Origin of the sequence: Paraburkholderia phenazinium, assembly GCF_900142845.1 — a bacterium.
Classification (GTDB): domain Bacteria; phylum Pseudomonadota; class Gammaproteobacteria; order Burkholderiales; family Burkholderiaceae; genus Paraburkholderia; species Paraburkholderia phenazinium_A.
In genome coordinates, this window is the sequence record NZ_FSRU01000001.1 from 3,788,030 (window position 1) to 3,809,829 (window position 21,800).

A 21,800-nucleotide genomic window follows, 5' to 3' on the forward strand; every position below is an offset into this window, starting at 1 on the left:
TCGCTTCAGCCGGCGTTTTTCAACACGAGCCGCGCTTCCAGCCCACCCTCGGGCCGGTTATGCAACGACAGCGCCGCGTCCATCGCGAGCGCGAGCTGTCGTGCAATGGCAAGCCCGAGTCCGGTGCCGCCCGTGTGGCGGTTGCGCGATCCTTCCAGCCGGACGAACGGTTCGAACACCGCTTCCAGCGATTCGGCAGGAATGCCGGGCCCACGATCGAGCACTGAGATCCTCACCTCGCCACCCTGTGCGGCCGCAACCGCGATCTCGGCCGCGCCGCCGAACTTCAGCGCGTTATCCACCAGGTTGCCGACGATCCGGCGCAGCGCCTGCGGCCGCGTGATCAATGAAGTCGCGACCTGCCCGTGCAACGACACGTCCTTCCCCGCGTCCAGATAGTCGCAGACGAGGCTGTCGAACAGCGCGTCCGGATCGATGCGTATGGGCACCTCGGTCGCGCCGTGCATGGTGCGGGCGTACGTCACACCTTCCTTGACCATCGTTTCCATTTCCTGCAGATCCTGCCGCAGCTTGGCCCCCTGCGCGTCGTCGTCCATAACGTCGACCCGTAGACGCATGCGGGTAATCGGCGTCTGCAGGTCGTGCGAAATCGCCGCGAGAATCTGCAGGCGCTCGGTCATGTACAGCTTCACGCGGTCATGCATCGCATTGAAAGCGCGCGCCGCGCGCGCCACTTCGTCCGGGCCGTCTTCGGGCAGGCGCTCCGCTTTCAGATCGGGACCTAGCGTGTCGGCCGCGCGCGCCAAATGACTCAGCGGACGCGTCGCCACCCGCACCGCCAGCCAGCAGCAGGCGGCGAGCACGATCAGTTGCAGCACCAGCACCACCGCCAGCCAGGGCGAGAGCGGCGCGCCTGCCATCGGCTGATAGTCGATGGTCAGCGGCGAGCCGTCGCTCAGGCGCAGATGGACCTGCAGACGTTCGGGCTGGCCCGGCACCGCGTTGACGGTCAGCGGATACCGCTTGCCGATGCCGTCTGCAATCGATTGCGCCACGCGCGCCGACAGCGCGGCGTCCGGCGCAGCGCCGGGCACGCCTGGCCCGAGAATGAAGCGATAGGTGCGCCGCGCGAGGCGCGGCAACCACTCGGCGCGCTCGTCAGGTGGCAGATGATCGAGCAGTGCGACCGAACTCGTGACCTCGCGCTCGATGTAACCCATCATCACGTTGTTCATGGTCTGATCGCGTTCGGTCATGGTCAGCCAGACCGACAATGTCTGCGCCAGCGCGAGGCCGACGAACAGGATCAGCGCGAGCCTCGCGAACAGCGTGCGAGGCCAGTGCGGCCATGCGTTCAACGTCATGGATTGCCCTCGATCATGGTCACGGCCGCCGAAAACACATAGCCTTCGCTGCGCAGCGTCTTGATGTAACGAGGCTCGCGCGCCACGTCCTGGAGGCGCTGCCGCAAACGGCTGACCAGCAGATCGATGGAGCGGTCGAACGGATCGGCCTGGCGGCCCTGGGTCAGGTTGAGCAATTGATCGCGCGTGAGCACGCGCTGCGGATGATCGAGGAACACGCGCAACAGGCGGTATTCCGCTCCGCTCAGGGCCACCATGGTGCCCTGGGCGTCAAGCAGGTGGCGCGCGGTGGTGTCGAGCCGCCAGTCGCCGAAGCCGATCATCGGTGCGGTCTCCGTCACCTGCATGCCGGGCGGCAGCATGCGCGCGCGGCGCAGCACGGAACGGATGCGCGCCAGCAGCTCACGCACCGCAAACGGCTTGGCGAGGTAGTCGTCGGCGCCCATCTCCAGCCCGACGATCCGATCCGTCTCCTCGCTGCGGGCGGTCAGCATGAGCACCGGAACCGAACGGAACTTGCCCGCACGCAATTCGCGGCACAGCACGAGGCCGTCTTCGCCCGGCAACATCAGGTCCAGCACGATCAGGTCGGGTGCGCCCTGCTCCAGCACGGCGCGCATCTGGCGACCGTTGGCGGCGAGCGAGACGCGCATGCCGTTCTTCTCCAGATAGCCGGCGAGCAACTCGCGGATGCCGCGATCGTCGTCGACGATCAGCACATGGTCGAGGGTTTCCATCAAGCGATCATTCCTTCCGGAGATTGACGCGCACCCGGTTCACGTTGATCAGCGAACACTGCACGGGATGCGCCAGTTCCGCGATCAAACCGCCGGCGAGGAAGACGAGCATGGCCAGCAGCCGACGCATCCCGCCTCCACGGCGCACGGGCTCGCGCGCTGCGTCGGACAGAGCTCCAGCGTATACGGATCGATGCCGTAGAGGCAACCCGTAAGCACGAGCGTGGGCAACGGCGGGTTGTGTCGAATCGGTCGTCATAAAGCACTCCACGTCCACGATCAGTCATGTATGTGTGCTTTATAGCCCAGCTCGCGGCGGGCTTTGTATCCCAATGTATCTGGACCTTCCGCCGACACACAACCTTGCAATTTACCGGCTTTCCAGGCCACAGCCGCGCTCGCGGAAGCGGCGAGCGTTACGCGAGCCGGTCAATATTCCGTCCCATGGCCTTGCTGGCAGCCATCGAGACGACGCGGTTGCGCTTGACTGCGCCACGTCGGCCCGCCGATGCCGTGCCGTGCCACTTCGTTCGCATGCGCTGAGCCGGAGACCTCGGCGCGCTCGGCAGATCCGCGGCGAGACGAAGCGAATGGTTCGAGCCGACGGCCTGTACCGAAACCGGCAACGGCAACGGTGCCGGTGCCGGTCGAACCTTGAACAGTTCACTCTGCAAATCGCCGGCACTTTCGTGAACCGACGGCAGATAGGCGCCGGGCAAGCCTTCCCGGATATCCGCTGCTGCGGCATCGACGCCTGCCTGCAGTTCACCCATGTGCTGGACAACGGTACGGTCGACCGTGGCCTGCATATCGCCGGCAGCCCGCTCGACACCGTCCTTGAATTTGCGCAGATCGTCCATGCGGATCTGCTGGTCCACTTCCGCCTGCACGATAGCAATGTAACGCTGCGCTCGTCCTAGCAGCGTGCCGGCGGTACGCGCAACGCGGGGAAGTCTCTCCGGTCCGAGTACCACCAGCGCGACAGTGCCGATGACGGCCAGTTTGGAAATGTCGAAATCAAGCATGGCAACCGTATCTCCACATTGCAGGACTGAAAATTCAGTTCTGCGACTTATTGTTGCGAGGTCGCGCGAGGAATCTGCGCGTCGATTGCAGGCTCGGCAGGAATCGAGGCCGCCTGCGCCGCGACGGGTTCACTCTCCTGCAAGCCTTCCTTGAAGCCTTTGATTGCGCCGCCCAGGTCCGAACCAAGATGGCGGATCTTCTTCGTACCGAAGACAAGCGCGACGATCGCCAGAACGATCAACCAGTGAGCCATGCTGAGGCTACCCATAATCACACTCCTTTCGTTTGTATGGAACCGACCCGCCAACCCCACCTGAGTACCGCAGGTCAGGCGCAGATCGTAAGGGGATTTGCATCGACGGTGTATCAAACGTGCTTATGGTTTCTCCAATAAATCCTGATTGGTGATTCGTGCCCCATCTTTCTAATATTTGCGGCACGGAACGAATGACGACGGTGCCGATCGTGCAGTAAGCCTCATGTTGACCGACGCTTCACTGCAGCACGGAAACTCGCCGGTTCTGCCCCACATCCTGCGTGGCACGGGACGTCATCCCGGTCACCAGGAATTGACGAAAACAGATAGTTAGGAGAAGAAAGCATGACTGATATGAAACGGCGCAGTGTCCTGGCTGGAGCAGCTGCGGGGGCGGTCGCGCTTGGCGCGTCGGCCGCTGCCAAAGCCGCGGAATTCGGCAACCCGGATCGTCCTTCGCAAGGAAGTATCAACTCGACGCCTGCCGCGATTTCCGAACCTGGTCCGCAAAATCCGCAACTGCGCGACGTTTTGCCCTCGTTCAACAACCCGCCGCCCACCGACGTCGGCGGCATGCCGATTCCATGGGCATCGTTCAACGAGGCACACAAGCGCATTCAGGCGGGCGGTTGGGCACGCGAAGTGACGACGAAGGCGTTCCCTGTATCGAAGGACATCGCCGGCGTGAACATGCGCCTCGGACCGGGCGGCGTGCGTGAACTGCACTGGCACCAGCAGGCTGAGTGGGCCATCATGGTCAGCGGCGAAGTTCGTATCACGACCATCGATACCAAGGGCCGCGCTGAAGTCGCCGATGTGCAAACCGGCGACATCTGGTACTTCCCGCCGGGCCTGCCGCACTCGCTGCAAGGCCTGGGCGACAACGGCGGCGAATTCGTGCTGGCTTTCGATAACGGCGCGGCCGGCGAATTCAACACGCTGATGGTAACGGACTGGTTCGCGCACACTCCGCCGGAAATTCTGGCGCAGAACTTCGGTGTGCCAGCCGAAAAATTCAAGGAAATCCCGCTCGATCAACTCTGGATCTATCAGGGGGCGAAGGCCGGTGCGCTGGCAGCAGACCAGGAATACTGCGCGTCGCCGGCAGGCCGTCCCGATCATCCGTCTATCTTCCGTATGGGCTCGATGGCGCCGACCCTCTCTAACGCGGGCGGCGAAGTGCGCATCGTGGACAGCCGCAACTTCCCGATTTCGAAGACCGTGGCAGCCGCACTCGTGACGGTCAGGCCGGGTGGTCTGCGTGAGTTGCACTGGCACCCGGACAACGATGAATGGCAGTACTTCATCAAGGGCACCGGCCGCATGACGGTGTTCAACACGGGCCCCGCGGCACAGACGGTGGACTTCAACCCGGGGGACGTGGGCTACGTGGAGAAAAACCTAGGTCACTACATCAAGAACACCGGTAAGGAAGATCTTGTGTTCCTTGAGCTTTTCAAGTCGGACCACTTCTCCGAGGTGACCCTGTCGCAGTGGCTAGCGAATGTCCCCCGTCAACTGCTCAAGGAGCATTTGCGCGTCGACGACGAAACGCTCGACGCGATCCACAACCTGAAGCAACGCCGCGACGTGCTTGCGTAAGCGCGCCGGCCCTGCAGCAGCTGGCGCCGTGCGCCCGGCGGTTCGATCCGAACTGCGGGTCCACGGCGCCCCACACGGATTCGACGCAGTCCCGCTCCGATACCGGCGCATAAGCATAAGCAGTCAGTCCCTATCGATACCACGCAGCACCGTGAAGAGAGACGCTCATCATGTTGATGGCAATTAAACGAACCGCCAGCTATGCGCTTTCTGGAGAAGCGACGGCCGACACCGTCACGGCGATGCGCGACACGCTCGACAACAACCGCCGCGGCGTGCGTGCACTGTTGCCGTTCGCGGGTCCTGCTGTGATCGCTTCGGTCGGCTACATGGATCCGGGCAACTTTGCGACGAACATCCAGGCCGGTTCGACCTATGGGTACGAACTGCTTTGGGTGGTGCTGCTGTCGAGCCTCGTGGCCATGCTGTTTCAGGCGATGTCCGCGAAGGTCGGGATCGTAACCGGCCGAAGTCTCGCGGAGTTGTGCCGCGACGAGTTTCCGCGTCCGCTCGTCATGGGGATGTGGATCGGTTCGGAAATTGCCGCCATGGCGACCGACCTGGCCGAATTCATGGGCGCCGCGATGGGTATCTCGCTACTGTTCCATCTGGCAATGGGCTGGGGTCTGCTGATCACGGGCATCATCACGATCGGCATTCTGACGCTCGACAAAAAAGGCTTCCGGCCGCTCGAAATCGTCATCGCCGCGCTGATCACCGTCATCGGTCTGAGCTATCTGTGCGAGTTGGTGATTGCGCCGCCTGACTGGCATGCCGCGATCTTTCACACCTTCGTGCCCCGTCTTCACGGCAACGATGCCTTGATGCTAGCCGTGGGTATCGTCGGCGCAACCATCATGCCGCATACGATCTACCTGCACTCGGGTCTGACGCAGAACCGCGCGCCGGCCCGCAACGATTATCAACGCCGCAAGCTGGTGCGTTTTTCGAACCGCGAAGTGGTGATCGCGTTGGGCTTCGCCGGCCTCGTGAATCTGGCGATGGTAACGATGTCCGCTTCAGTATTCAGCAAGAAGGCGCCAGGCATCTCGGACATTGCGGTGGCCTATCACACCCTGACGCCCGTCCTAGGCGCCGGTGCGGCCGCGCTGTTCCTCGTCTCGCTGCTGGCGTCGGGCATCTCCAGTTCCGTGGTGGGCACGATGGCCGGTCAGAACATCATGCAGGGCTTCGTCGGTTTCAAGACGCCGGTGCTCCTGCGACGCCTCATCACGATGGTGCCGGCCGTCATCGTCTGCATGACCTGCAATCCCATGACCGCCATGGTGGATAGCCAGATCGTCCTGAGCATCATCCTGCCGGTTCCGCTCGTCGCACTCGTCGTCCTGTCCTCGCGCCGTTCAGTGATGGGCGGATTTACGGCGGGCCGCAAGCTGATCGGCACTGCTGTCGTCGCCACCGGCGTGATTCTGGCCCTGAACGTGATGCTCATCTGGCAGTCCGTCGTCTCGTAAGAGTGCGCGGGTACGAAGCGCGACTTCGTGACGGGCGCTAGTGGTGGCAATCGTTCGTGTTTCTCGAGCCGCGTCGTCAGGACGTGGAATATCCATGCCCGTATGCACCTTGTCGATCCCCGTGAAATGCTCGAGCCGCGCGCCGCCCTCGGCAAGAAGAAACTGCCGGAAATCGAGGGCCGCCGGCGGCAGATGCCGGTCCGCGCGATGGACCGCGCACCAGTGGCGCTTAAGCGGAAAACCCTGCACGTCGAGCACCTTGAGCAGACCGGCGCGCACTTCGGACTGAACCGCCTGCGCCGATAGAAAGCTGATGCCCATGCCTGCCATGACCGACTGCTTGATCGCCTCGGCGCAACCGATCTCCATGAAACGTGGCGTCGATGCAAGGCTGCGGAACGTATCGTTGGCGGCGCTGCGCGTGTCGGTGCCGCTCTCCCTGACGATCAGGCATTCGAGTGCGATACGCGCATAGGGGATGTCGCGTTCGTCGGCGAGCGGGTGTGTCGGGGCGGCTACCAGCACGAACGAATTCGGCGCAAACGCCTCGGCTACGATGGCCGGGTCATCCGGCGCATGCACCATCACGGCGAGATCGATCTGGTCGCTTCGCAGCAAACCGATGAGCTGATCGCGACTGCGCACCGTCATGTCGAGGTTGATGTGGCTCCTGTCCTGCATGAAAGCACTGATCAGATGCGGAAAGAAATAACTGCCCGAGGTAATCAGTCCGACCCGCAGACGCTGGGCGCCGCCGCTCTGGAGACTCGCTATCGACTGCTCGGCGGCTTTCAGATCCGCCAGAATCACCATGCTGTGACGCAGCAGCAGCTTGCCTGCCTCGGTCAGCAAGATCCGCCTGCCGATATGGCTGAACAGCGGCAACCCCGCCTGATCCTCCACCTGCTTGACCTGCATCGACACGGCCGGCTGGGTGAGGTGCAGGTCCTCCGCCGCGCGGGAAAAACTCAGATGACGCGCAACGCTTTCGAAAGCCTTCAGTTGCCGAATTGTTATGTTTTTCATATGAAGTCGCGTCTCCTATATTGGAATGTATAGACGCCCCTCAGAAACTCCGGGGGAACTCGGTCGCAGTGTAGCGCCTGTGGCGAATTGCCGCACGCAAAAGCGCATCTTTCACTTTGCCCCCTCTTTCATTGCCGCCTCAAGCAGTCGTCCCCACGACCTCACGATCCGCTAAATATGATCTATTTGTGCATATACTCATGACGTACCGCACGCGCAGCGCGCAAGACTTAGCCGACTTTCGCCGGGCCGTTTTATTCGTTGGCGGCGTAAGTAGTCCTATGCATCTTGGGCCTTGCTCGACTTGCCATCGTTAACATGGTGCGAGAAAGACCGCGCATTGCGCATCCTACGGACAGCGCAATGCGCGCGTGTTACACGCCTTCGACGAGGACGGCGCGATAGCGCGAGCCCTTGAAGCGGTGCTGCGCGACTTCCTGATAAGCGGGGCTGTCGTACCAGGCACGCGCCTCCGCTGTGGTCGGAAACTCCACGATCACGACGCCCTCGGGGGCATCGCCCTCGAGCACCTGCTGCTGTCCGTAGGCGGCGAGAATCTTGACCGCATGGCCCTTGAAGGTAGGACCGACCTTGCTGCTGTAAATGTCGAGTTCGCTCTGGTCCTGTGTGCTTTCTCGCGTGAAGACGATATAAGTCGCCATGGCATAGACTCCTGCGGTGGGGGGAAGGTGCATCAGATGATGCCACGACGGCTGATTTCACGTGGGCCGCACGCTCGGCGATGTTGAACGCCCAGCCGTTACGATAGACTCCTGCCGTACCGGAGGGTGTCACTGTGTCCAACCTGAAAACCAGACTGATTCGCTTCAACACGGCTTGCCTGCTGGCCTGCGTGTCGGTCCTCGCACACGCTGCGACGCCCGCGGCGGCATCGACCGCCGCTGCCGCCAGCGGGGCGGCGAGCGCTGCCATTGCCGAGGTCCTCGCGGCACGGCCAATTGTCGGCGACGACCCGGTTGCCATCCGGAACACGTTGGCCAAACACAGCATCCATGGCAACGCGCCGTCGTTGCGCGACCGTATCCGTGCGCTGATTCCTTACCGGAAGGCACAGCACGATCTTGGCCTGACACAAGCCAGCCTCGACCGCGAACTGGTGTTCGTCGTCCCCATCCCCTACGGCGTCCTGTACCAGTCGAAGAGCCACGTGCTGACGATCGACGCGGACCTGGCTAACGAAGACATACCCGGCGCGATCCTGCTGAAGAAAACCGTCGACGGACCCGATGGCCGGGGACTGACGGTGGCGGCGGAAGCAAAGGCGAAGGGCTTTATCCAGCAGATCGATCTCATTGGACTCAAGTCCGACGCAACCGGCAAAACCAGGATTCGCGGCCACCTCACGCTACCGGCGGCGACCTTCGCCAAAGTGGATGGCGACTTCGCAATTGCGCTGATGTGCAGCCTGGCGCCGCCTTACCTGAGCGACCAGCGCGAGCACAGCGATCCGACCGACGACGAGCCGACCGACATCACGACCCGCACCTCGATCCTCTACACGGAGATTCAGGCGGTCTGGCTGATCAGCCCGCAGACGGGCACCGTGCTATCGAAGAACCTGCACGTGTCGAATTGAGGCGCGCCGGGTTGACGGGCAACCCGACGCGCGCGTCTCAGGCCGGTTGAATATGAAACTCCGCGGTGGATCCCGCGAGCGCCTGGCGCAGCGCCTGGGCCAGTTCGCCGGCGGCAAACTTGGCGATATAACCGTTCGCGCCCGCGTTTCTGACGTGCGCTTCGTTGGCCGCCCCGGTGAGCGACGAATGAATCACCACGGGAATGTCGCGCATCCGCGCATCGCCCTTGATGTGTCGCGTGAGCGTAAAGCCGTCCATTTCCGGCATTTCAAGGTCGGTCAGCACGAGTGCGATCTTGTCCCGCACTCTGACCTTCTCGGTCTGGGCTTCGCGCGCGATCTGCTGCATCATGTTCCAGGCCTCTTCGCCGGTCTTCGCCATGATGTACTCGGCGCCGATCGCGCCTAAGGCTTGCTCGATCAGTTTGCGTGCGAATCCCGAGTCGTCGGCCGCGAGAATCTTGGCGCCGGCAGGCATCTGCAGATGATCGCCGACGGACTTCGGGTCGACCGCCGGATGTTGCGACGGAAACACATCGCGCAGCACCTGCTCGACGTCGATCACCTGCGCGAGCCGCGAGTCGCCGGTATTGCCGTCGATCCGCGCGATACTCGTGATCGACTTGCCGGCGGCGGCGCCTTCGGCGGTCAGCACCTGATTCCATTCGAGGCGAACGATATCGTCCACTTCTTCAACCGCGAATGCCTGCGTGGAGCGAGCGAATTCCGTCACCAGCAGGATGTTGCGGCCGCGCGTCGGCTCGCAACCCATCAGACGCGGCAGATCGATCACGGGAATGATCTGGCCGCGGATGTCGACCGCGCCCATCACGAACTCCGACGCGCCCATAATCGGCGTCACGGACGGCATCGTCGAAATCTCGCGAATCTTGAAGACGTTGATTCCGTAGAGCTCATGCGCGTCGCTGTCGGGGACCGATCCAAGGCGAAACAGCAGCAATTCGAATTTGTTCGAGCTGGTCAAGCTCGTACGTTCGTCGGCCACATGCAGATCTGCCCCCATACCTCATTCTCCGGTTCGAATTCTGGGCACAGCGCGTTGATGTCGCCCACGACACCGATCGAACGCTTCCGCCTCATAGCTGGTTATCGGCCCGCAATGCATAAAGTTCAGCGCCGTCAGCCTGTTTGTACGGCTTTTTGTGAACCTTCGGCGTTTGCCGGCAACGCGCAAACGATTGCGCGAGGCCTTCAATCATTAGACGAAAACGGTAATTGAAAGCAAGTTCAGCGGGCGCTGAATCACACGATCCTGGCAGCGGCGCCCTATCTCCACGGGAGTCCTGATCAAAGCGCGTTGCCGGTTCTGCCTGGCGGCGGCCGGCCCGGCACGTCACTCGCGCCGCGGAAGGTGCTGTCGTGTCCAGCGCTGTGGACCGTAGGGCGTGGCATACTCGTCGCATCGTCTTGCGCGGTTGCCGCCCCTTCACCCAAGCCGGCGCACCCGTGCTTCGCATCCCATGAAACCGGCCAGGCAGGAGTCGATTCAATGCAGCAAGCCATTCGTCATTTTCACGTCAGGGCGCCCGTACGTGGACTCGTCGAATTTACGGCGGAGGTCCGCGAGTTCGTCGAAGAGCAGCAGATCGAGATCGGTATCCTGACGCTGTTTTGCCGTCATACGTCGGCCTCTCTTCTGATTCAGGAGAACGCCGATCCGTCCGTGCAACGCGACCTGGAAACCTACTTCGGCACCATCGCGCCGGAAGACCGCAACCGCTACGAGCACGATACCGAGGGGCTCGACGACATGCCCGCACATTTGCGCACCGCCCTCACGCAAGTGCAGCTATCCGTGCCGATCGAGCATGGACGCATGACGCTCGGTACGTGGCAAGGCATCTACCTGTTCGAGCATCGGCAGCATCCTCAAAGCCGCGACATCGTCGCGCACATCATCGGCGAATAACCGGCAGCGCGACGCACCGCGGGTCGCGGCGCCGCGCATCCACGCGTCTGGGCGGCGAGCGTCACGTGCTCAAGAACCCAGACGCTATGCCGCACGGCCAAAGAAGGTTCGATCGGCCATCCAGACTGCGAGCATGCTGGCGCCCATCAACGGAAACAGGACTCCAAGGAACACCAGGCCGGCCTTCCATGCACGCATGGGCGGCACGGCGCGTGCGCGGCCTGGTGCGCCGAGCGAGCGCGCAGGACGGCGCTTCCACCACATCACGCAACCCGTCACCGCCATGGCGGCAAGACCCAGCGAGATCAGCGCGCACAATATCTGGTTGACCAGCCCGAAATAGCGGCCCATATGAAGCGAGGTGCCGTAAGAGACGGCCTTCGACACCGCGCCGTAGTCCGCATAACGAATGTCCTTGAGGACTGCACCGCTATATTGGTCGATATAAAGCGTGCGCTCCTGCTGCGGATCCGGTGGAAAGTAGGACACCGTATAAACACCGCTTGCCGAGGCAGGCAGCACAATATCGTAGCCACCCGCCACACCGAGCGACGCCACCAGGGCCACCACACGTCCGAGTGGAAAGTGACCTTGAGCGTCGTCACTGCGCGAATTCGGCACCGGTACGTTGCCCACCGCCCACGGTGTCGTGGGCAGCGGCAGGTCGTCCATCGTCATGCCCGGCATCGACTCCATGGAGGATTCATGGTGGGCGACATTAGCCGGCGCAGGTTTCCCATCGCTCCTCCCAGGCAAAGTGGACTGCAACGGAAGCCCACCCCACGAGCCAGGCGGTGCGCCGAGATGGGCACTGGTCGCCAGCGCCTTGAACTGCTTTCCCCACGACCCCGACCAGGGTAACCCCGTCAGCACGAAGGCCAAGGTGCCAAGCGCAAGCCAGATGCCCAGCACCGCGTGCAAACTCTTCCAGAGCGCACGCCCCTTAAGCGCGAAGCGCGGCCATAACGCGTCGCGCAACGTCGTCGTCTCGCGCGGCCACCAAAGGGCGACGCCGGTACCGATCATCACGAGCGTCCAGCAGGCGGCCAGCTCCATCAAGAGTTCGCCGGGCTTGCCCAGTAACAGCTTGCGATGGAGCATGCGGTCCACCTGCATGAAGCGGTGCTCCACGCTAAGCGTGCCAAGCAACGCTCCTGTGTACGGATTCAGATAGACGCTTTGCTTTTCGCCGCTCGGCAAGCGAAACACAAATTCGGCGCTGCGTGCAGGGTTCTGATCGATGGCCGCGGTCGTCGCCAGCGCACCTTCAGGCATCGCCTTGCGCGCACTCGCCAGCAACGCGTCTTCGCTCAGACGCGGTCGCGCTTGCGGCTCGACGACCAGGCGATGCCGGTACAACAGCGGTTCGATTTGCGGCTGAAAGCAGTACAGCGTGCCGGTGATGGCCAGAACCACCAGGAACGGCATCACGAAGAGGCCGGCGTAGAAATGCCAGCGCCATAAGGTTCGATAGCCGGCACCGGCTGTGCTGCGTGCCGAAGACACGGAGTGCGTCGTGGTCGCGGACATTCAATTCTCCTGATTAGCTAAACGTAGACTAAAGCTCGGACCCGACTTCACAGGCGCAGCTTGCCTTCCACGTAGAACGTGCGGCCCGGGTACGGGTGATAGACGAAGTAGCGCTCATCGAACAGGTTGTCGATGCCGATACCGATCTCGCTGAGCTTCGTGGGCCTGAACGTGTATTTCACGTCGGCGACGGTGTAACTGCTGGTGCCGCCGAAGACGTCCGGATTGGTGTCGGTATTGGTCAGCGTGTTGTATTGCCGGCCCGAGTAATGCACGCCCGCGGTGACCGTCGAGCGCCCGTCCAGGTGATAGCTCGCCACCAGATCGGCACGCCACAACGGAATGCGGTAGAAGTACTTACCGACGGTCGCCGGATTCTGGGCGTTAGCAAGAATCTTCGATTGCGTGTAAGCCACGCTCGTCATGAGATCCAGCCCGCGCACCACGACGTCCTCCCCCGCATAGCTCGTCTCGACGCCGCGCGAACGCACCTCGCCGATGTTCTGGAAGTTCGTGACGTTAGGCACGACCGTCGTATCGGTCTGGCTGAAGATCGTATTCTTGACGTCGTCCTGGAACAGTGTGAAACGGAACAGGCCGTTCCAGTGAGCCCATTCGGCGGTGAGCTCTTTCGAAAGATCGTTTTCCGGCCTCAGGTTCGGATTGTTGTTGACGATCGAGGAACCGTTGATCTGCCCTTGAAACAGCTCGCTGACGGTCGGAAAGCGGTAGGCCCGGCCAATGGATGCGCGCAACGTCAGATCGTTGGTGAAATCGAACGAGAGCGATGCCTTGGGCGAGACATGCTGGTCGCTCACATCGCTATAAGGCACCCGCGTGCCGGCGATCGCCTGTGAACCGTCGTAGGCTTGCCAATCCTCATAGCGCGCCCCGTACACGAGCTTCCAGCGCGGCAGGAAACGCCAGGCGTCCTGCGCGTAGACGGCTTGCGTCTGGGTCTTGCCCGCAAACGCGTTAGCGAATGCGTTGCCCGCGCCGTCCTGCCAGTTGAGCGTGTTGTAGGTGGTGTTGTCGAGGAAGTAGTTGTCGTAGTGATAGCCGAAGGTCAGCGCATGGTTCGCCAGACCAGCTGCAGGCGTAGCCGGCGTATACGTCGTCTTCAGATCGAGCGTCTTCCAGCCGGTGCCGTCGCCGAAGGTCACGCTCCCTGGACCGTTGCCGGGCGCGCCTGAGTTCGCCGTGCGCGCGACGCTGCTGCCGATATCGTAGTAGGAAGCAATCGCTTCGCCATTCCAGCCCGTCGCGTTGCGCGTTTTCAGCGTGACGCCATAGAGCCAGTTTTCGCTGTAGCCCGAGCTGGGTGCAAATTCGGCCGCGGGAATCCGGTATTCGTAGCCCCCGATATTGACGTTGCCGCTATACACCGGATTGCCATTGTCATCGCGCAGGAATGTCGACGTCTGGCTGTTATAGCTGTGATGCCAATAGCCCAGCGTCAAGCCGCCTTGCAGCGTCGGCGTGAAGTCGTACTGCATCTTCAGCTTGAACTGATCGTTGATCGAGTGCTCGATACCTTCCCCATTCACACCCAGTACCGCAGTCGGCGTGTTGGTCTGGTTGTTGTAGAAATACGCACCGGTAACGGGGATGTCGCCGGCTTTGGCCGGTGTGTTCGACCTGGCGAGTGTCCCGAACTGCAGCGGTTGACTGGTGTTCTCGAGATGATTCGCGTCGAGCCGATACGAGAAGTTGCCGACCTTGTCGCCGATCGACGCACTCGCCTCGCTGCCGTTGAAGTTCCCGTTCACGCCGAACAGGCTGAAATGCTGGGTAAATCCCTTGACGTCGGCTTCCGCCTGAAAATGCGTCGGCATACGCGTGGTAATCAGCACCGTCGCGCCCAGCGAATTGCCCGGATAGGCGGCGGAGAACGGACCGTAGATCACGCTCACCTGCTGGATTTCGTCAGGCGCCACCATCGACCATGCCGGTGGAAACGAATAGCTGTTGCCGAGCAGGTTGCTCAGCAACAAACCGTCTGCATAGACGAGTCCTCGCGCGCTTTGGCTATTGCTCGTGCCACGCACGGCGATGATCGAATTCAGGTCGCCGATAAAACGCTTGCGTACCGCGAGGTTAGGCATGTACTGCAACACGTCCTCGCTGTTCACCACGTTCCAGTTCTGGAACTGGGCGGGAGTGACCGTCTCGACGGTGGCCGGCAGATTGGGATCGACTGTGATGGGGTTGGGTGCACTCGCAGTAATGGTCACCGAAGGCAATGTAACGCCACTGGCGATATCGCCGGCCTGAGCGAATGACGGCATGACGGAAAGCGGCAGCAAGCCGAGCGTGACAGGCGAGACAGAGCGTGCCCGTTTGCGTGCGCAAAGGGGCCGCCTTCGCAAAGCGAAGTTGAACATGAAGGTTTCCTGAATGCATTGGACAAGCGGCCGCGCGCGCCCTTCATGGGCGCATGGCTAGGCACGGCCAGCAGCAATAACGGCGATCAGGAAACGGCAGGCGGGTCGCGTGGACGACCGGAAGGAAAAGCGCCGAGTGGCGTAAAGCGGATATTCAGAACCGGCGCAGCAGCGGCACTCGTGAGTATGAAGAGAGACAGCGCAGCGGGAGGAACAGGCGGCGCCACCACATGATGCGCCAACAGGTTGCAATAACCGCAGGCGTCCAGTGAACTGACGGGATCGTGATGCTCTGGACTACCAGGTTGAGCGGCAGAACAAAGCGCGGCGACGGGTTCATCCGCGCGTGCCGAGACGACCAGTTGACTCACAACCGGCGCGAATACGATGAGCCACATGGCGATCAGGCCAAGCCATGCAGTCAGGTATTTGCGGTTGTAGAAGGTCATGTCGTTTGGGCGCAATAACGCGCGGAAGTCTATCACTTCGATAGGGGCATATCCAGATGGGTGGCGAAGTTGCGTGGCATTTTGACGCACCGTTCGAACGGCTCCGTGATGCCCGCGGCCGACCCGAAAAGGTCGAATGTCCGAAATTCGAAAGCGTTTGACCCGTCGAGCGAAACACCGCGCGATAGAGTGCGTCCGGTAGTCAGGGCGCAGCATCAGGGCCCTCACCCTTAACAATGCTCGGGAGAATGCAACGTGGATGCCTTGAATTCGATGCGAGTCTTCGTCAAAGTCGCGGAGTTCAACAGCTTCGCACGGGCCTCCGAAGCGCTGGATATGGCGGTGCCGAGAACAAGCCGGATCATTTCCGAACTCGAGGATCACCTCGGCACCCGCTTGCTGCAACGAACCACACGCAAGATGTCGCTGACCGAACCCGGGCGGATCTATCTGGAACGCTGTCGGCAGATTCTCGGCGAAATCGAAGAGACATACCTCATGCTCTCGGCGAATGCGGTCAGCACGTCGGGACGCATCCGCGTCGCCGCGCCTGCGCTCTTTGCCCAGCACAAGCTCGCGCCGGTGCTTGCGGCCTATCAGCGTGCCTATCCGAATGTCATCGTGGACCTTGTCCTTGCCGATCGCCCGGTCGATCTGATCGAGGAAGAGTTCGATCTTGGCATTCTCGCCGCACGCCGCATCAATGCCATGAGCCTCGTCTCACGACACCTCGCGACCACCGATTTTCACATCTGCGCCGCGCCCGGCTATCTCGCCGAACATGGCACGCCCATGCACCCGTCGGAGCTGGCCGATCATCCCTACCTCGCTTTTCGTACCGAACACAGCAGCGAAGAGGTGACTTTCCACGCGGCGGACGGCACGTCGATCGCCGTGCAGCCAAAAACGTCCTTCGTGTGCAACAACATCGGCATGTTGCGTGCGAGCGCACTGGCCGGGATGGGTATTGCCACGCTCTCGGCCTACCTCGTTGAAGACGACATACGGACGGGACGCTTGCAGCGCATCTTGCCCGAATATCACCTGGCCGATAGGGAGTTCCGGATCGTGTACTCGACCCGCAAATTCCAGTCGCTCAAGGTCAAGGCATTCATCGATCTCGCGGTCGAACATTTTCGTCAGACCAACGAGTAGACCATTTGACCGAAACTCGAAAGTGCATGTCCGACCGCTTGTGTTCGCGGTGGTTATAGTCGAATCCTCTTTATTGCCCAGTCCCTCTTCCCTGTTGTTCGTCTACAAGCTCATGAAAACATCGTTCAAATTTGTTGGCCTGTCGGGTAGCCTGCGTCAGGCGTCTTTCTCGTCCACCGTGCTGAACGCGTTCGGCCAGCAGCTTCACTCCCACGGGCACGGTCTCGATCTGTTGAATATCGGCGACTTCCCGCACTACAACCAGGATATCGAAGAAGCCGGTCTGCCGGCAGCGGTCGCAACGGGACGCCACCTCGTCGAGCAAAGCGACGGCGTCGTCATTGTTGCGCCGGAGTTCAATCACGGCATACCTGGTGTCCTGAAGAACGCCTTGGACTGGCTCTCCCGGCCCGCATTTGCGAGCTGCTTCGAGAACAAGCCGGTTATCTTCTGCACGATCTCGCCGGGCGCGCTTGGGGGCGTCCGCGCGCAGTATCAACTGCGGGAAACGCTGAGTTCAATGCTTTGCCACGTTGTGCCTATGCCGGAAATCGTCATTCCGCACGTCAACAAGAAGGTCGAAAACGGGGTCTTCACGGACAAGCCGACCCTCGACTTCATCTCGAACTCTATCAGGCGACTGATCCAGGCGATCGAGCTCCGCCGAACTGCGCAGGACCAGGTGTCTGCGATCGAAGCCTGACGCGCTAGCGCGGATTCCTCTCTCGCGCGTGTTCGCACACGGCACGCGCGAGAATCGGGGCGCTTCGAGCGTCACGCTGCCGGTACAGTCGCTCGTTCCTGAATTTCACAAGCAATCCCAAGGAAAATGCTCCAATGAGAATGGCCATGCTGGCTCCGGTCGCCGCACTCATCGTGACTTCGAGCGCCCCTTTCCCTTAGGGAAAGCCTCGTTGAGGATCGAGCAAACCGCAGCGCCAGGCGCCGTTCACAATGGAGGGGATTCGACACCGAACGTCTAACGCCACACTGCAGATCGATCATGCCAAACGCTCCCGCCCCCCTGAAGGTCGTCTTCCTTGACCGCGCAACCATTTCCCCCCAAACCGTACTCAAGGCACTCCCCTTCCCGCATTCCCTTGAGGTTTTCCAAAACACGCCCGCTGAGTCGGTTGCGGTTCGCATCGCGAATGCGGATATCGTCATCGTGAACAAGGTTCGCCTCACCCGTTCGGACCTGGAACAGGCGAAGCACCTGAAAATGATCGCCATCGCCGCGACAGGTACCGACAATGTCGACCTCACGACCTGTCGCGAGCGGGGAATCGTGGTGAGCAACATCCGGAACTACGCCACGCACACCGTCCCCGAGCACACGTTTGCGCTGATCTTTGCACTGCGGCGCAGCCTCGTGGCCTACCGCGACGCGGTCAGCGCCGGCCGCTGGCTGGAGGCGAACCAGTTCTGCTTCTTCGACTTTCCCATCCGCGACCTGAGCGGCACCACGCTGGGAATCATCGGCGATGGGGCGCTCGGACGCGCCGTTGCCGATATCGGACGCGCGCTCGGACTTCGCGTTCTCTTCTCCGCTTATAAAGGCCGCGCGGATATGGGTCCGCTCTATACACCGTTCCAGGAGATGCTTGAGACGAGCGACATCATTTCCTTGCATTGTCCCTTGACGCCCGCCACGCGGGACCTGATCGGGAAAGCCGAATTTCTTCAGATGAAGCGCAAGCCGCTGCTGATCAACACCGCGCGCGGCGGGTTGGTGAACGAGACCGCACTCGTTGCAGCCTTGAAGTCGGGGATGATCTCGGGGGCCGGCTTCGATGTCGTGACGCAAGAACCGATGCCGCTCGACCATCCGTTCCAGGAAATCCTGTCGCACCCTGGTTTTGTTCTGACGCCGCACGTGGCGTGGGCGAGCGACGAAGCGATTCAGGCGCTGGCCGATCAACTCATCGACAACATCGCCGCATTTCAGGCCGGCAACCCCGGGCACGTCGTGTCGCTCGCCTAAGCGGGTAAACCTTAGGCTGCCACCGCAATGCCTTGCCGGCGGGTCCTCGCGGCCGCCTTTCCCGGATGGAAAGCATCCTTGAGAATCCAGCGATTATCGCGCGCCTGGAAATGCAGCAGGATGAACGACATGACGCGGCATTCCGACGTAGCGCGCCTTCGTTCAACCAGGAGTTTGCAATGCCATTGATTGACCACCTTGATCATCTGGTTCTGACCTGTGTCGACCCCGAGGCGACCCGGCACTTCTACACCCAGGTCATGCAGATGGAACCCGAGACGTTCGGCGCGGGCCGGCTGGCTTTCCGATTCGGCAATCAGAAGATCAACCTTCACGTTCGCGGATCCGAATTCGAACCGAAGGCACACATCCCCGTGCCCGGCGCACTCGACTTGTGCTTCATTGCCGCCGTCCCGCTCGACGATGTGATCAGGCATCTGAACAAGGTGGAGTGGCCGATCGTCGAGGGGCCGGTTGAACGCACCGGCGCCACGCAGAAGATCCGCTCGGTGTACGTGCGCGATCCCGATCTCAACCTGATCGAAATTTCCGAACTCTTGAACTGAGTCGCGAAGGTCATTGCCGCGGTGTGTGGCGCAGGGTGCGCCCAGGTCGCGCACCCGCCATGACACAGCCAGCGGCACCGCACCAGGCATAAGAACCGTGGGCGGCACATCAGCATGATCCAATAAATCAAGGAGACGCCATGAGCGCCAACAATCTGGGCCTGGGCAGCGGAGCGAGCGCCCAGGCCGCTTTCCCTGCCTCTGCACCCGGCGCCGCACCCGATGCGGCGCCCTCGCCGAATATCCATGCGCTCACGCTCGGCGACTGGATGGACAACATGCGGGTGGGCCCGCTGCATCGATTCGTTGTGCTGGTGATCGGCATCGGCCTGTTCTTCGACATGTATGAGATTTTCCTCGTCAGCTCGATCGGCACCGCACTGCAGGGCGAATACGGCATCGACCGACACAGCACCGACTTCAAGCTCCTGCTGGCCTCGGCCTTTATCGGCATGTTTTTCGGTTCGTTCTGTCTCGGCAGCATGGCCGACCGGATCGGCCGGCGCAAGGCGTTCCTGTTCAACCTGGTCTGGTACAGCGCGTTTTCATTGGCCGGTGCGTTCTCCGTGAACGCCGGGATGCTCGTGATCTGCCGCGTGCTCACCGGCATCGGTGTAGGCGCGATTTACCCGGTCGCCGATAGCTTCCTCTCCGAGATTCTGCCCAAGGAACGTCGAGGCCGGTTGGCCGCGTGGGCCTACACCACCTCGTATGTCGCCGTGCCGCTGGTGGGGTTCCTCGCGCTGTGGCTCAATCCGCTGCACGTTGGCGCGGTGGCGGGCTGGCGGATCATCCTGGTGATCGGCAGCCTGGGGGCTGTGCTGGTCCTGATCGTGCAGCATAAGCTGCCCGAGAGTCCGCGCTGGTTGCTGGCGCAGGGGCGCGTCGAGGAGGCGCACGCCATGCTTCGGCGCTTCGCCGCAAGCGCGGGGGTAACCGTATCGGGCATCCTCCCTGAAGCGGCGAACACGCAGCATCCGATCACGTTGCGCGAGCGCGTGGCCTTGTTGCGCCGCCCGCCCTATGACAAGCGCTACCTGATGCTGACCATCTTCCACCTGCTGCAAGGATTCGGTTATTACGGCTTTGGCACGCTGGCCAGCACGGTAGTAAAAAGCCGCGGATATGACGTCACCGACGGGACCTTGTTTATCGCCCTGTCGTTTCTGGGCTACCCGGTCGGCTCGCTGCTGTCCATTCCGCTTCTCAGCTGGATAGAACGTCGCACCCTCGTGATCGTATCGATCCTGGCCATCGCAGCCTGCGGCCTGTGTTTCGCCTATTCGAACAATTCCACGCTGATCGTCTGCTTTGGTGTGTTGACCACCTGCGCATCGAATGTCTTCAGTAATGCCTATCACGTGTACCAGTCGGAGATATTTCCGGCGGGCGCACGCTCCACGGCCATCGGCAGCACCTATTCGCTGTCGCGCATCGTCAGCGGCATCCTGCCGTTCATCTTGCTGCCGATATTGAGTGCGTACGGCGCAGTCGCCATGTTCGGCATCATCGCCGCTGCGCTGCTGACCGTGGCCTTGACGGTGCGGGTACTGGGACCCCGCACCACCCGGCGTAGTCAGGACGAGATCAATCCGGTGTGAGATGGCGGCTGCCGGCTGGCTTGCGCTGTGCCACCAATACCTCGAAGGTCCCGGGAATCACACTCGGTCGCGGATGCGGCGTGTCGGCGCTAGCCGCTTCCGCAGGGCCGAATTTCGACGACACGAGATAGACGCGATGTGCCTTGGCGTCGAGCGCCATGGTTTTCGCGCCCTCTTGCGTCTGCACGTTTTGTGCGACGCTGTAGTGGTTCGCATCGTCTTCATGCACCAACGTCAGCGTCCCATCCGCGCCATTCGAGCTAAACGCCAGCTTCAGCGCAGGATCGAAGGCAGCCGTGTCCGGATGACCGCCAATCGGAATCTCAGCCACATGACGGCCCGACACCGCGTCCGTCACCATCATTCGCTGGTTGGCGCATACGGAGAACAGGCGCTCGCTCGTGGGGTCGATGGCGAGACCGGTCGGTTCCTCGCACGGTGCGATCGACCAATGCGCCAGCACGCTGGCCGACCTGCCGTCCATTTCGACGATCTCGCCTTTGTCTTCGACGTTGACGAAGACATGCCCGTGGTTGTCCGCGGCAAGCGCTTCCGGTTTGCCCCCCACCGGCAAGGTGGCGACGATCTTGCGTGTTGCGACGTCGATTTCACTCACGCTCTGATCATGCCCGTTGCTGACGAAGATCCGCTGCAGCGAGGGGACATAGAGAATGCCGTCGGGATCCGGGCCTGCGGCCTTGATAGTATCGACCACCTGCAGCGTGTCGAGATTGACGACGGCAATGGTATCGGCCCGGCCATTGGTCACGAAGCCGAGCTTAAGGTCCTGCACGAATGCAAAACCGTGCACCCCATCGGTATGCGCGATCTCGCCGAACAGCTTGCCCGTCTGCGTATCGACGACCTGCACATGCGTGTCCCGGCTGATGAACAGATGATGGCGCACCGCATCGTACGCTACGTAGTCCCAATGTTCGTCGCCGTCCAGACCATAGTGCCTCACCACTTCGAACTGCGCGTCGGGTTTAACCGTTGCAGCTTGCGCCGCAGCAAGGGCAAGCAAAGAGATAACGCCACCCACGGTCAGCGTTTGCAGAATGTGCTTTATTTTCACTTGAATTGACTCCGTTTGTTGATGTCGATTGAAACTCGGACGAGCGCTATCGCGCTCCGGTCTGAAACCGTCGCGTCTTTAA

20 protein-coding genes and 1 pseudogene are annotated in these 21,800 nt (G+C 61.7%); 9 read left to right on the forward strand and 12 right to left on the reverse strand.

The genetic code is table 11. The features are described from left to right. Positions 1 to 5: 5 nt before the first annotated feature. The 5 genes and pseudogenes from BUS12_RS16540 to tatA form a co-directional block, all read right to left on the reverse strand. On the reverse strand, positions 6 to 1,325 hold the full coding sequence (locus tag BUS12_RS16540) for an ATP-binding protein (protein ID WP_074296681.1): 1,320 nt from the start codon (positions 1,323 to 1,325) through the stop codon (positions 6 to 8). Beyond that, positions 1,322 to 2,062 carry a response regulator gene (locus BUS12_RS16545; protein WP_074296683.1) on the reverse strand — a complete coding sequence of 247 codons (741 nt, stop codon included), beginning with the start codon at positions 2,060 to 2,062 and terminating at the stop codon, positions 1,322 to 1,324. The genes BUS12_RS16540 and BUS12_RS16545 overlap by 4 nt, the downstream gene beginning before the upstream one ends. A 7-nt stretch (positions 2,063 to 2,069) precedes the next feature. Then, positions 2,070 to 2,192, reverse strand: coding sequence for a hypothetical protein (locus BUS12_RS39660; protein ID WP_290439565.1), 123 nt, complete (start codon positions 2,190 to 2,192; stop codon positions 2,070 to 2,072). Between the two features lie 738 nt (positions 2,193 to 2,930). Then, positions 2,931 to 3,087, reverse strand: a pseudogene (locus tag BUS12_RS39930) (Sec-independent protein translocase subunit TatA/TatB); the annotation flags it as partial. A gap of 47 nt (positions 3,088 to 3,134) precedes the next feature. Next, a complete protein-coding gene (gene tatA, locus BUS12_RS16555) occupies positions 3,135 to 3,356 on the reverse strand; it encodes a Sec-independent protein translocase subunit TatA (protein ID WP_074296687.1) in 222 nt (73 codons plus the stop codon). A 333-nt stretch (positions 3,357 to 3,689) separates the two neighbouring features. On the opposite strand from tatA, the gene BUS12_RS16560 reads away from it, so the two are divergent. Beyond that, positions 3,690 to 4,946, forward strand: coding sequence for a cupin domain-containing protein (locus BUS12_RS16560; RefSeq protein ID WP_074296689.1), 1,257 nt, complete (start codon positions 3,690 to 3,692; stop codon positions 4,944 to 4,946). Positions 4,947 to 5,116: 170 nt separating this feature from the next. After that, on the forward strand, positions 5,117 to 6,421 hold the full coding sequence (locus BUS12_RS16565) for an Nramp family divalent metal transporter (RefSeq protein ID WP_074296692.1): 1,305 nt from the start codon (positions 5,117 to 5,119) through the stop codon (positions 6,419 to 6,421). On the opposite strand, the gene BUS12_RS16570 is transcribed toward BUS12_RS16565, so the two are convergent. After that, positions 6,308 to 7,447 (reverse strand): LysR substrate-binding domain-containing protein, encoded by a 1,140-nt coding sequence (locus BUS12_RS16570; protein WP_074296694.1) that lies wholly within the window; start codon positions 7,445 to 7,447, stop codon positions 6,308 to 6,310. The two genes, BUS12_RS16565 and BUS12_RS16570, sit on opposite strands and share 114 nt — an antisense overlap. Before the next feature lie 374 nt (positions 7,448 to 7,821). Further along, the gene (locus tag BUS12_RS16575) at positions 7,822 to 8,109 is read right to left on the reverse strand and encodes a DUF1330 domain-containing protein (RefSeq protein ID WP_074296697.1); all 288 of its coding nucleotides are present in this window, start codon (positions 8,107 to 8,109) and stop codon (positions 7,822 to 7,824) included. Positions 8,110 to 8,243: 134 nt separating this feature from the next. On the opposite strand from BUS12_RS16575, the gene BUS12_RS16580 reads away from it, so the two are divergent. Next, positions 8,244 to 9,044 (forward strand): hypothetical protein, encoded by an 801-nt coding sequence (locus BUS12_RS16580; protein WP_074296699.1) that lies wholly within the window; start codon positions 8,244 to 8,246, stop codon positions 9,042 to 9,044. 37 nt (positions 9,045 to 9,081) lie between these two features. Here the strand turns inward: BUS12_RS16580 and BUS12_RS16585 are convergent, their stop codons facing one another. Next, complete coding sequence (locus BUS12_RS16585) at positions 9,082 to 10,068, reverse strand: chemotaxis protein (RefSeq protein ID WP_074296702.1); 987 nt, start codon at positions 10,066 to 10,068, stop codon at positions 9,082 to 9,084. Between the two features lie 486 nt (positions 10,069 to 10,554). Between BUS12_RS16585 and BUS12_RS16590 the strand changes: the two genes are divergently transcribed. Beyond that, positions 10,555 to 10,974, forward strand: coding sequence for a secondary thiamine-phosphate synthase enzyme YjbQ (locus BUS12_RS16590; RefSeq protein WP_074296704.1), 420 nt, complete (start codon positions 10,555 to 10,557; stop codon positions 10,972 to 10,974). A gap of 84 nt (positions 10,975 to 11,058) precedes the next feature. On the opposite strand, the gene BUS12_RS16595 is transcribed toward BUS12_RS16590, so the two are convergent. From BUS12_RS16595 to BUS12_RS16605, 3 genes are all read right to left on the reverse strand, one after another. Next, entirely contained in the window at positions 11,059 to 12,504 is a 1,446-nt protein-coding gene (locus tag BUS12_RS16595) for a PepSY-associated TM helix domain-containing protein (protein WP_074296706.1), read from the reverse strand. Between the two features lie 47 nt (positions 12,505 to 12,551). After that, a complete protein-coding gene (locus BUS12_RS16600) occupies positions 12,552 to 14,792 on the reverse strand; it encodes a TonB-dependent receptor (RefSeq protein ID WP_437123865.1) in 2,241 nt (746 codons plus the stop codon). Positions 14,793 to 14,974: 182 nt separating this feature from the next. Continuing rightward, positions 14,975 to 15,337, reverse strand: coding sequence for a DUF2946 domain-containing protein (locus tag BUS12_RS16605; RefSeq protein ID WP_074296710.1), 363 nt, complete (start codon positions 15,335 to 15,337; stop codon positions 14,975 to 14,977). A gap of 255 nt (positions 15,338 to 15,592) precedes the next feature. On the opposite strand from BUS12_RS16605, the gene BUS12_RS16610 reads away from it, so the two are divergent. The 5 genes from BUS12_RS16610 (at position 15,593) to BUS12_RS16630 (ending at position 20,643) form a co-directional block, all read left to right on the forward strand. Continuing rightward, positions 15,593 to 16,492, forward strand: coding sequence for a LysR family transcriptional regulator (locus tag BUS12_RS16610; RefSeq protein ID WP_143788339.1), 900 nt, complete (start codon positions 15,593 to 15,595; stop codon positions 16,490 to 16,492). 94 nt (positions 16,493 to 16,586) lie between these two features. Continuing rightward, complete coding sequence (locus BUS12_RS16615) at positions 16,587 to 17,195, forward strand: NADPH-dependent FMN reductase (RefSeq protein ID WP_216352717.1); 609 nt, start codon at positions 16,587 to 16,589, stop codon at positions 17,193 to 17,195. 300 nt (positions 17,196 to 17,495) lie between these two features. After that, a complete protein-coding gene (locus BUS12_RS16620; RefSeq protein WP_074296715.1) occupies positions 17,496 to 18,476 on the forward strand; it encodes a D-2-hydroxyacid dehydrogenase in 981 nt (326 codons plus the stop codon). Between the two features lie 179 nt (positions 18,477 to 18,655). Further along, a complete protein-coding gene (locus BUS12_RS16625; protein ID WP_074296717.1) occupies positions 18,656 to 19,042 on the forward strand; it encodes a VOC family protein in 387 nt (128 codons plus the stop codon). A 140-nt stretch (positions 19,043 to 19,182) separates the two neighbouring features. Further along, positions 19,183 to 20,643, forward strand: a complete 1,461-nt coding sequence (locus tag BUS12_RS16630) for an MFS transporter (protein WP_074296719.1) — start codon at positions 19,183 to 19,185, stop codon at positions 20,641 to 20,643. Here BUS12_RS16630 and BUS12_RS16635 read toward each other — a convergent pair. Next, the gene (locus tag BUS12_RS16635) at positions 20,630 to 21,718 is read right to left on the reverse strand and encodes a YncE family protein (RefSeq protein WP_083640421.1); all 1,089 of its coding nucleotides are present in this window, start codon (positions 21,716 to 21,718) and stop codon (positions 20,630 to 20,632) included. The genes BUS12_RS16630 and BUS12_RS16635 overlap by 14 nt on opposite strands. Positions 21,719 to 21,800: the final 82 nt, after the last annotated feature.

Coding starts and splice junctions, on each gene's coding strand:
- BUS12_RS16585 (WP_074296702.1), bottom strand. CDS start 10,068: ATGGGGGCAGATCTGCATGTGGCCGACGAACGTACGAGCTTGACCAGC.
- BUS12_RS16570 (WP_074296694.1), bottom strand. CDS start 7,447: ATGAAAAACATAACAATTCGGCAACTGAAGGCTTTCGAAAGCGTTGCG.
- BUS12_RS16575 (WP_074296697.1), bottom strand. CDS start 8,109: ATGGCGACTTATATCGTCTTCACGCGAGAAAGCACACAGGACCAGAGC.
- tatA (WP_074296687.1), bottom strand. CDS start 3,356: ATGGGTAGCCTCAGCATGGCTCACTGGTTGATCGTTCTGGCGATCGTC.
- BUS12_RS16620 (WP_074296715.1), top strand. CDS start 17,496: ATGCCAAACGCTCCCGCCCCCCTGAAGGTCGTCTTCCTTGACCGCGCA.
- BUS12_RS16590 (WP_074296704.1), top strand. CDS start 10,555: ATGCAGCAAGCCATTCGTCATTTTCACGTCAGGGCGCCCGTACGTGGA.
- BUS12_RS16545 (WP_074296683.1), bottom strand. CDS start 2,062: ATGGAAACCCTCGACCATGTGCTGATCGTCGACGACGATCGCGGCATC.
- BUS12_RS16565 (WP_074296692.1), top strand. CDS start 5,117: ATGTTGATGGCAATTAAACGAACCGCCAGCTATGCGCTTTCTGGAGAA.
- BUS12_RS39660 (WP_290439565.1), bottom strand. CDS start 2,192: ATGCGTCGGCTGCTGGCCATGCTCGTCTTCCTCGCCGGCGGTTTGATC.
- BUS12_RS16625 (WP_074296717.1), top strand. CDS start 18,656: ATGCCATTGATTGACCACCTTGATCATCTGGTTCTGACCTGTGTCGAC.
- BUS12_RS16595 (WP_074296706.1), bottom strand. CDS start 12,504: ATGTCCGCGACCACGACGCACTCCGTGTCTTCGGCACGCAGCACAGCC.
- BUS12_RS16605 (WP_074296710.1), bottom strand. CDS start 15,337: ATGACCTTCTACAACCGCAAATACCTGACTGCATGGCTTGGCCTGATC.
- BUS12_RS16540 (WP_074296681.1), bottom strand. CDS start 1,325: ATGACGTTGAACGCATGGCCGCACTGGCCTCGCACGCTGTTCGCGAGG.
- BUS12_RS16630 (WP_074296719.1), top strand. CDS start 19,183: ATGAGCGCCAACAATCTGGGCCTGGGCAGCGGAGCGAGCGCCCAGGCC.
- BUS12_RS16600 (WP_437123865.1), bottom strand. CDS start 14,792: ATGCCGTCATTCGCTCAGGCCGGCGATATCGCCAGTGGCGTTACATTG.
- BUS12_RS16560 (WP_074296689.1), top strand. CDS start 3,690: ATGACTGATATGAAACGGCGCAGTGTCCTGGCTGGAGCAGCTGCGGGG.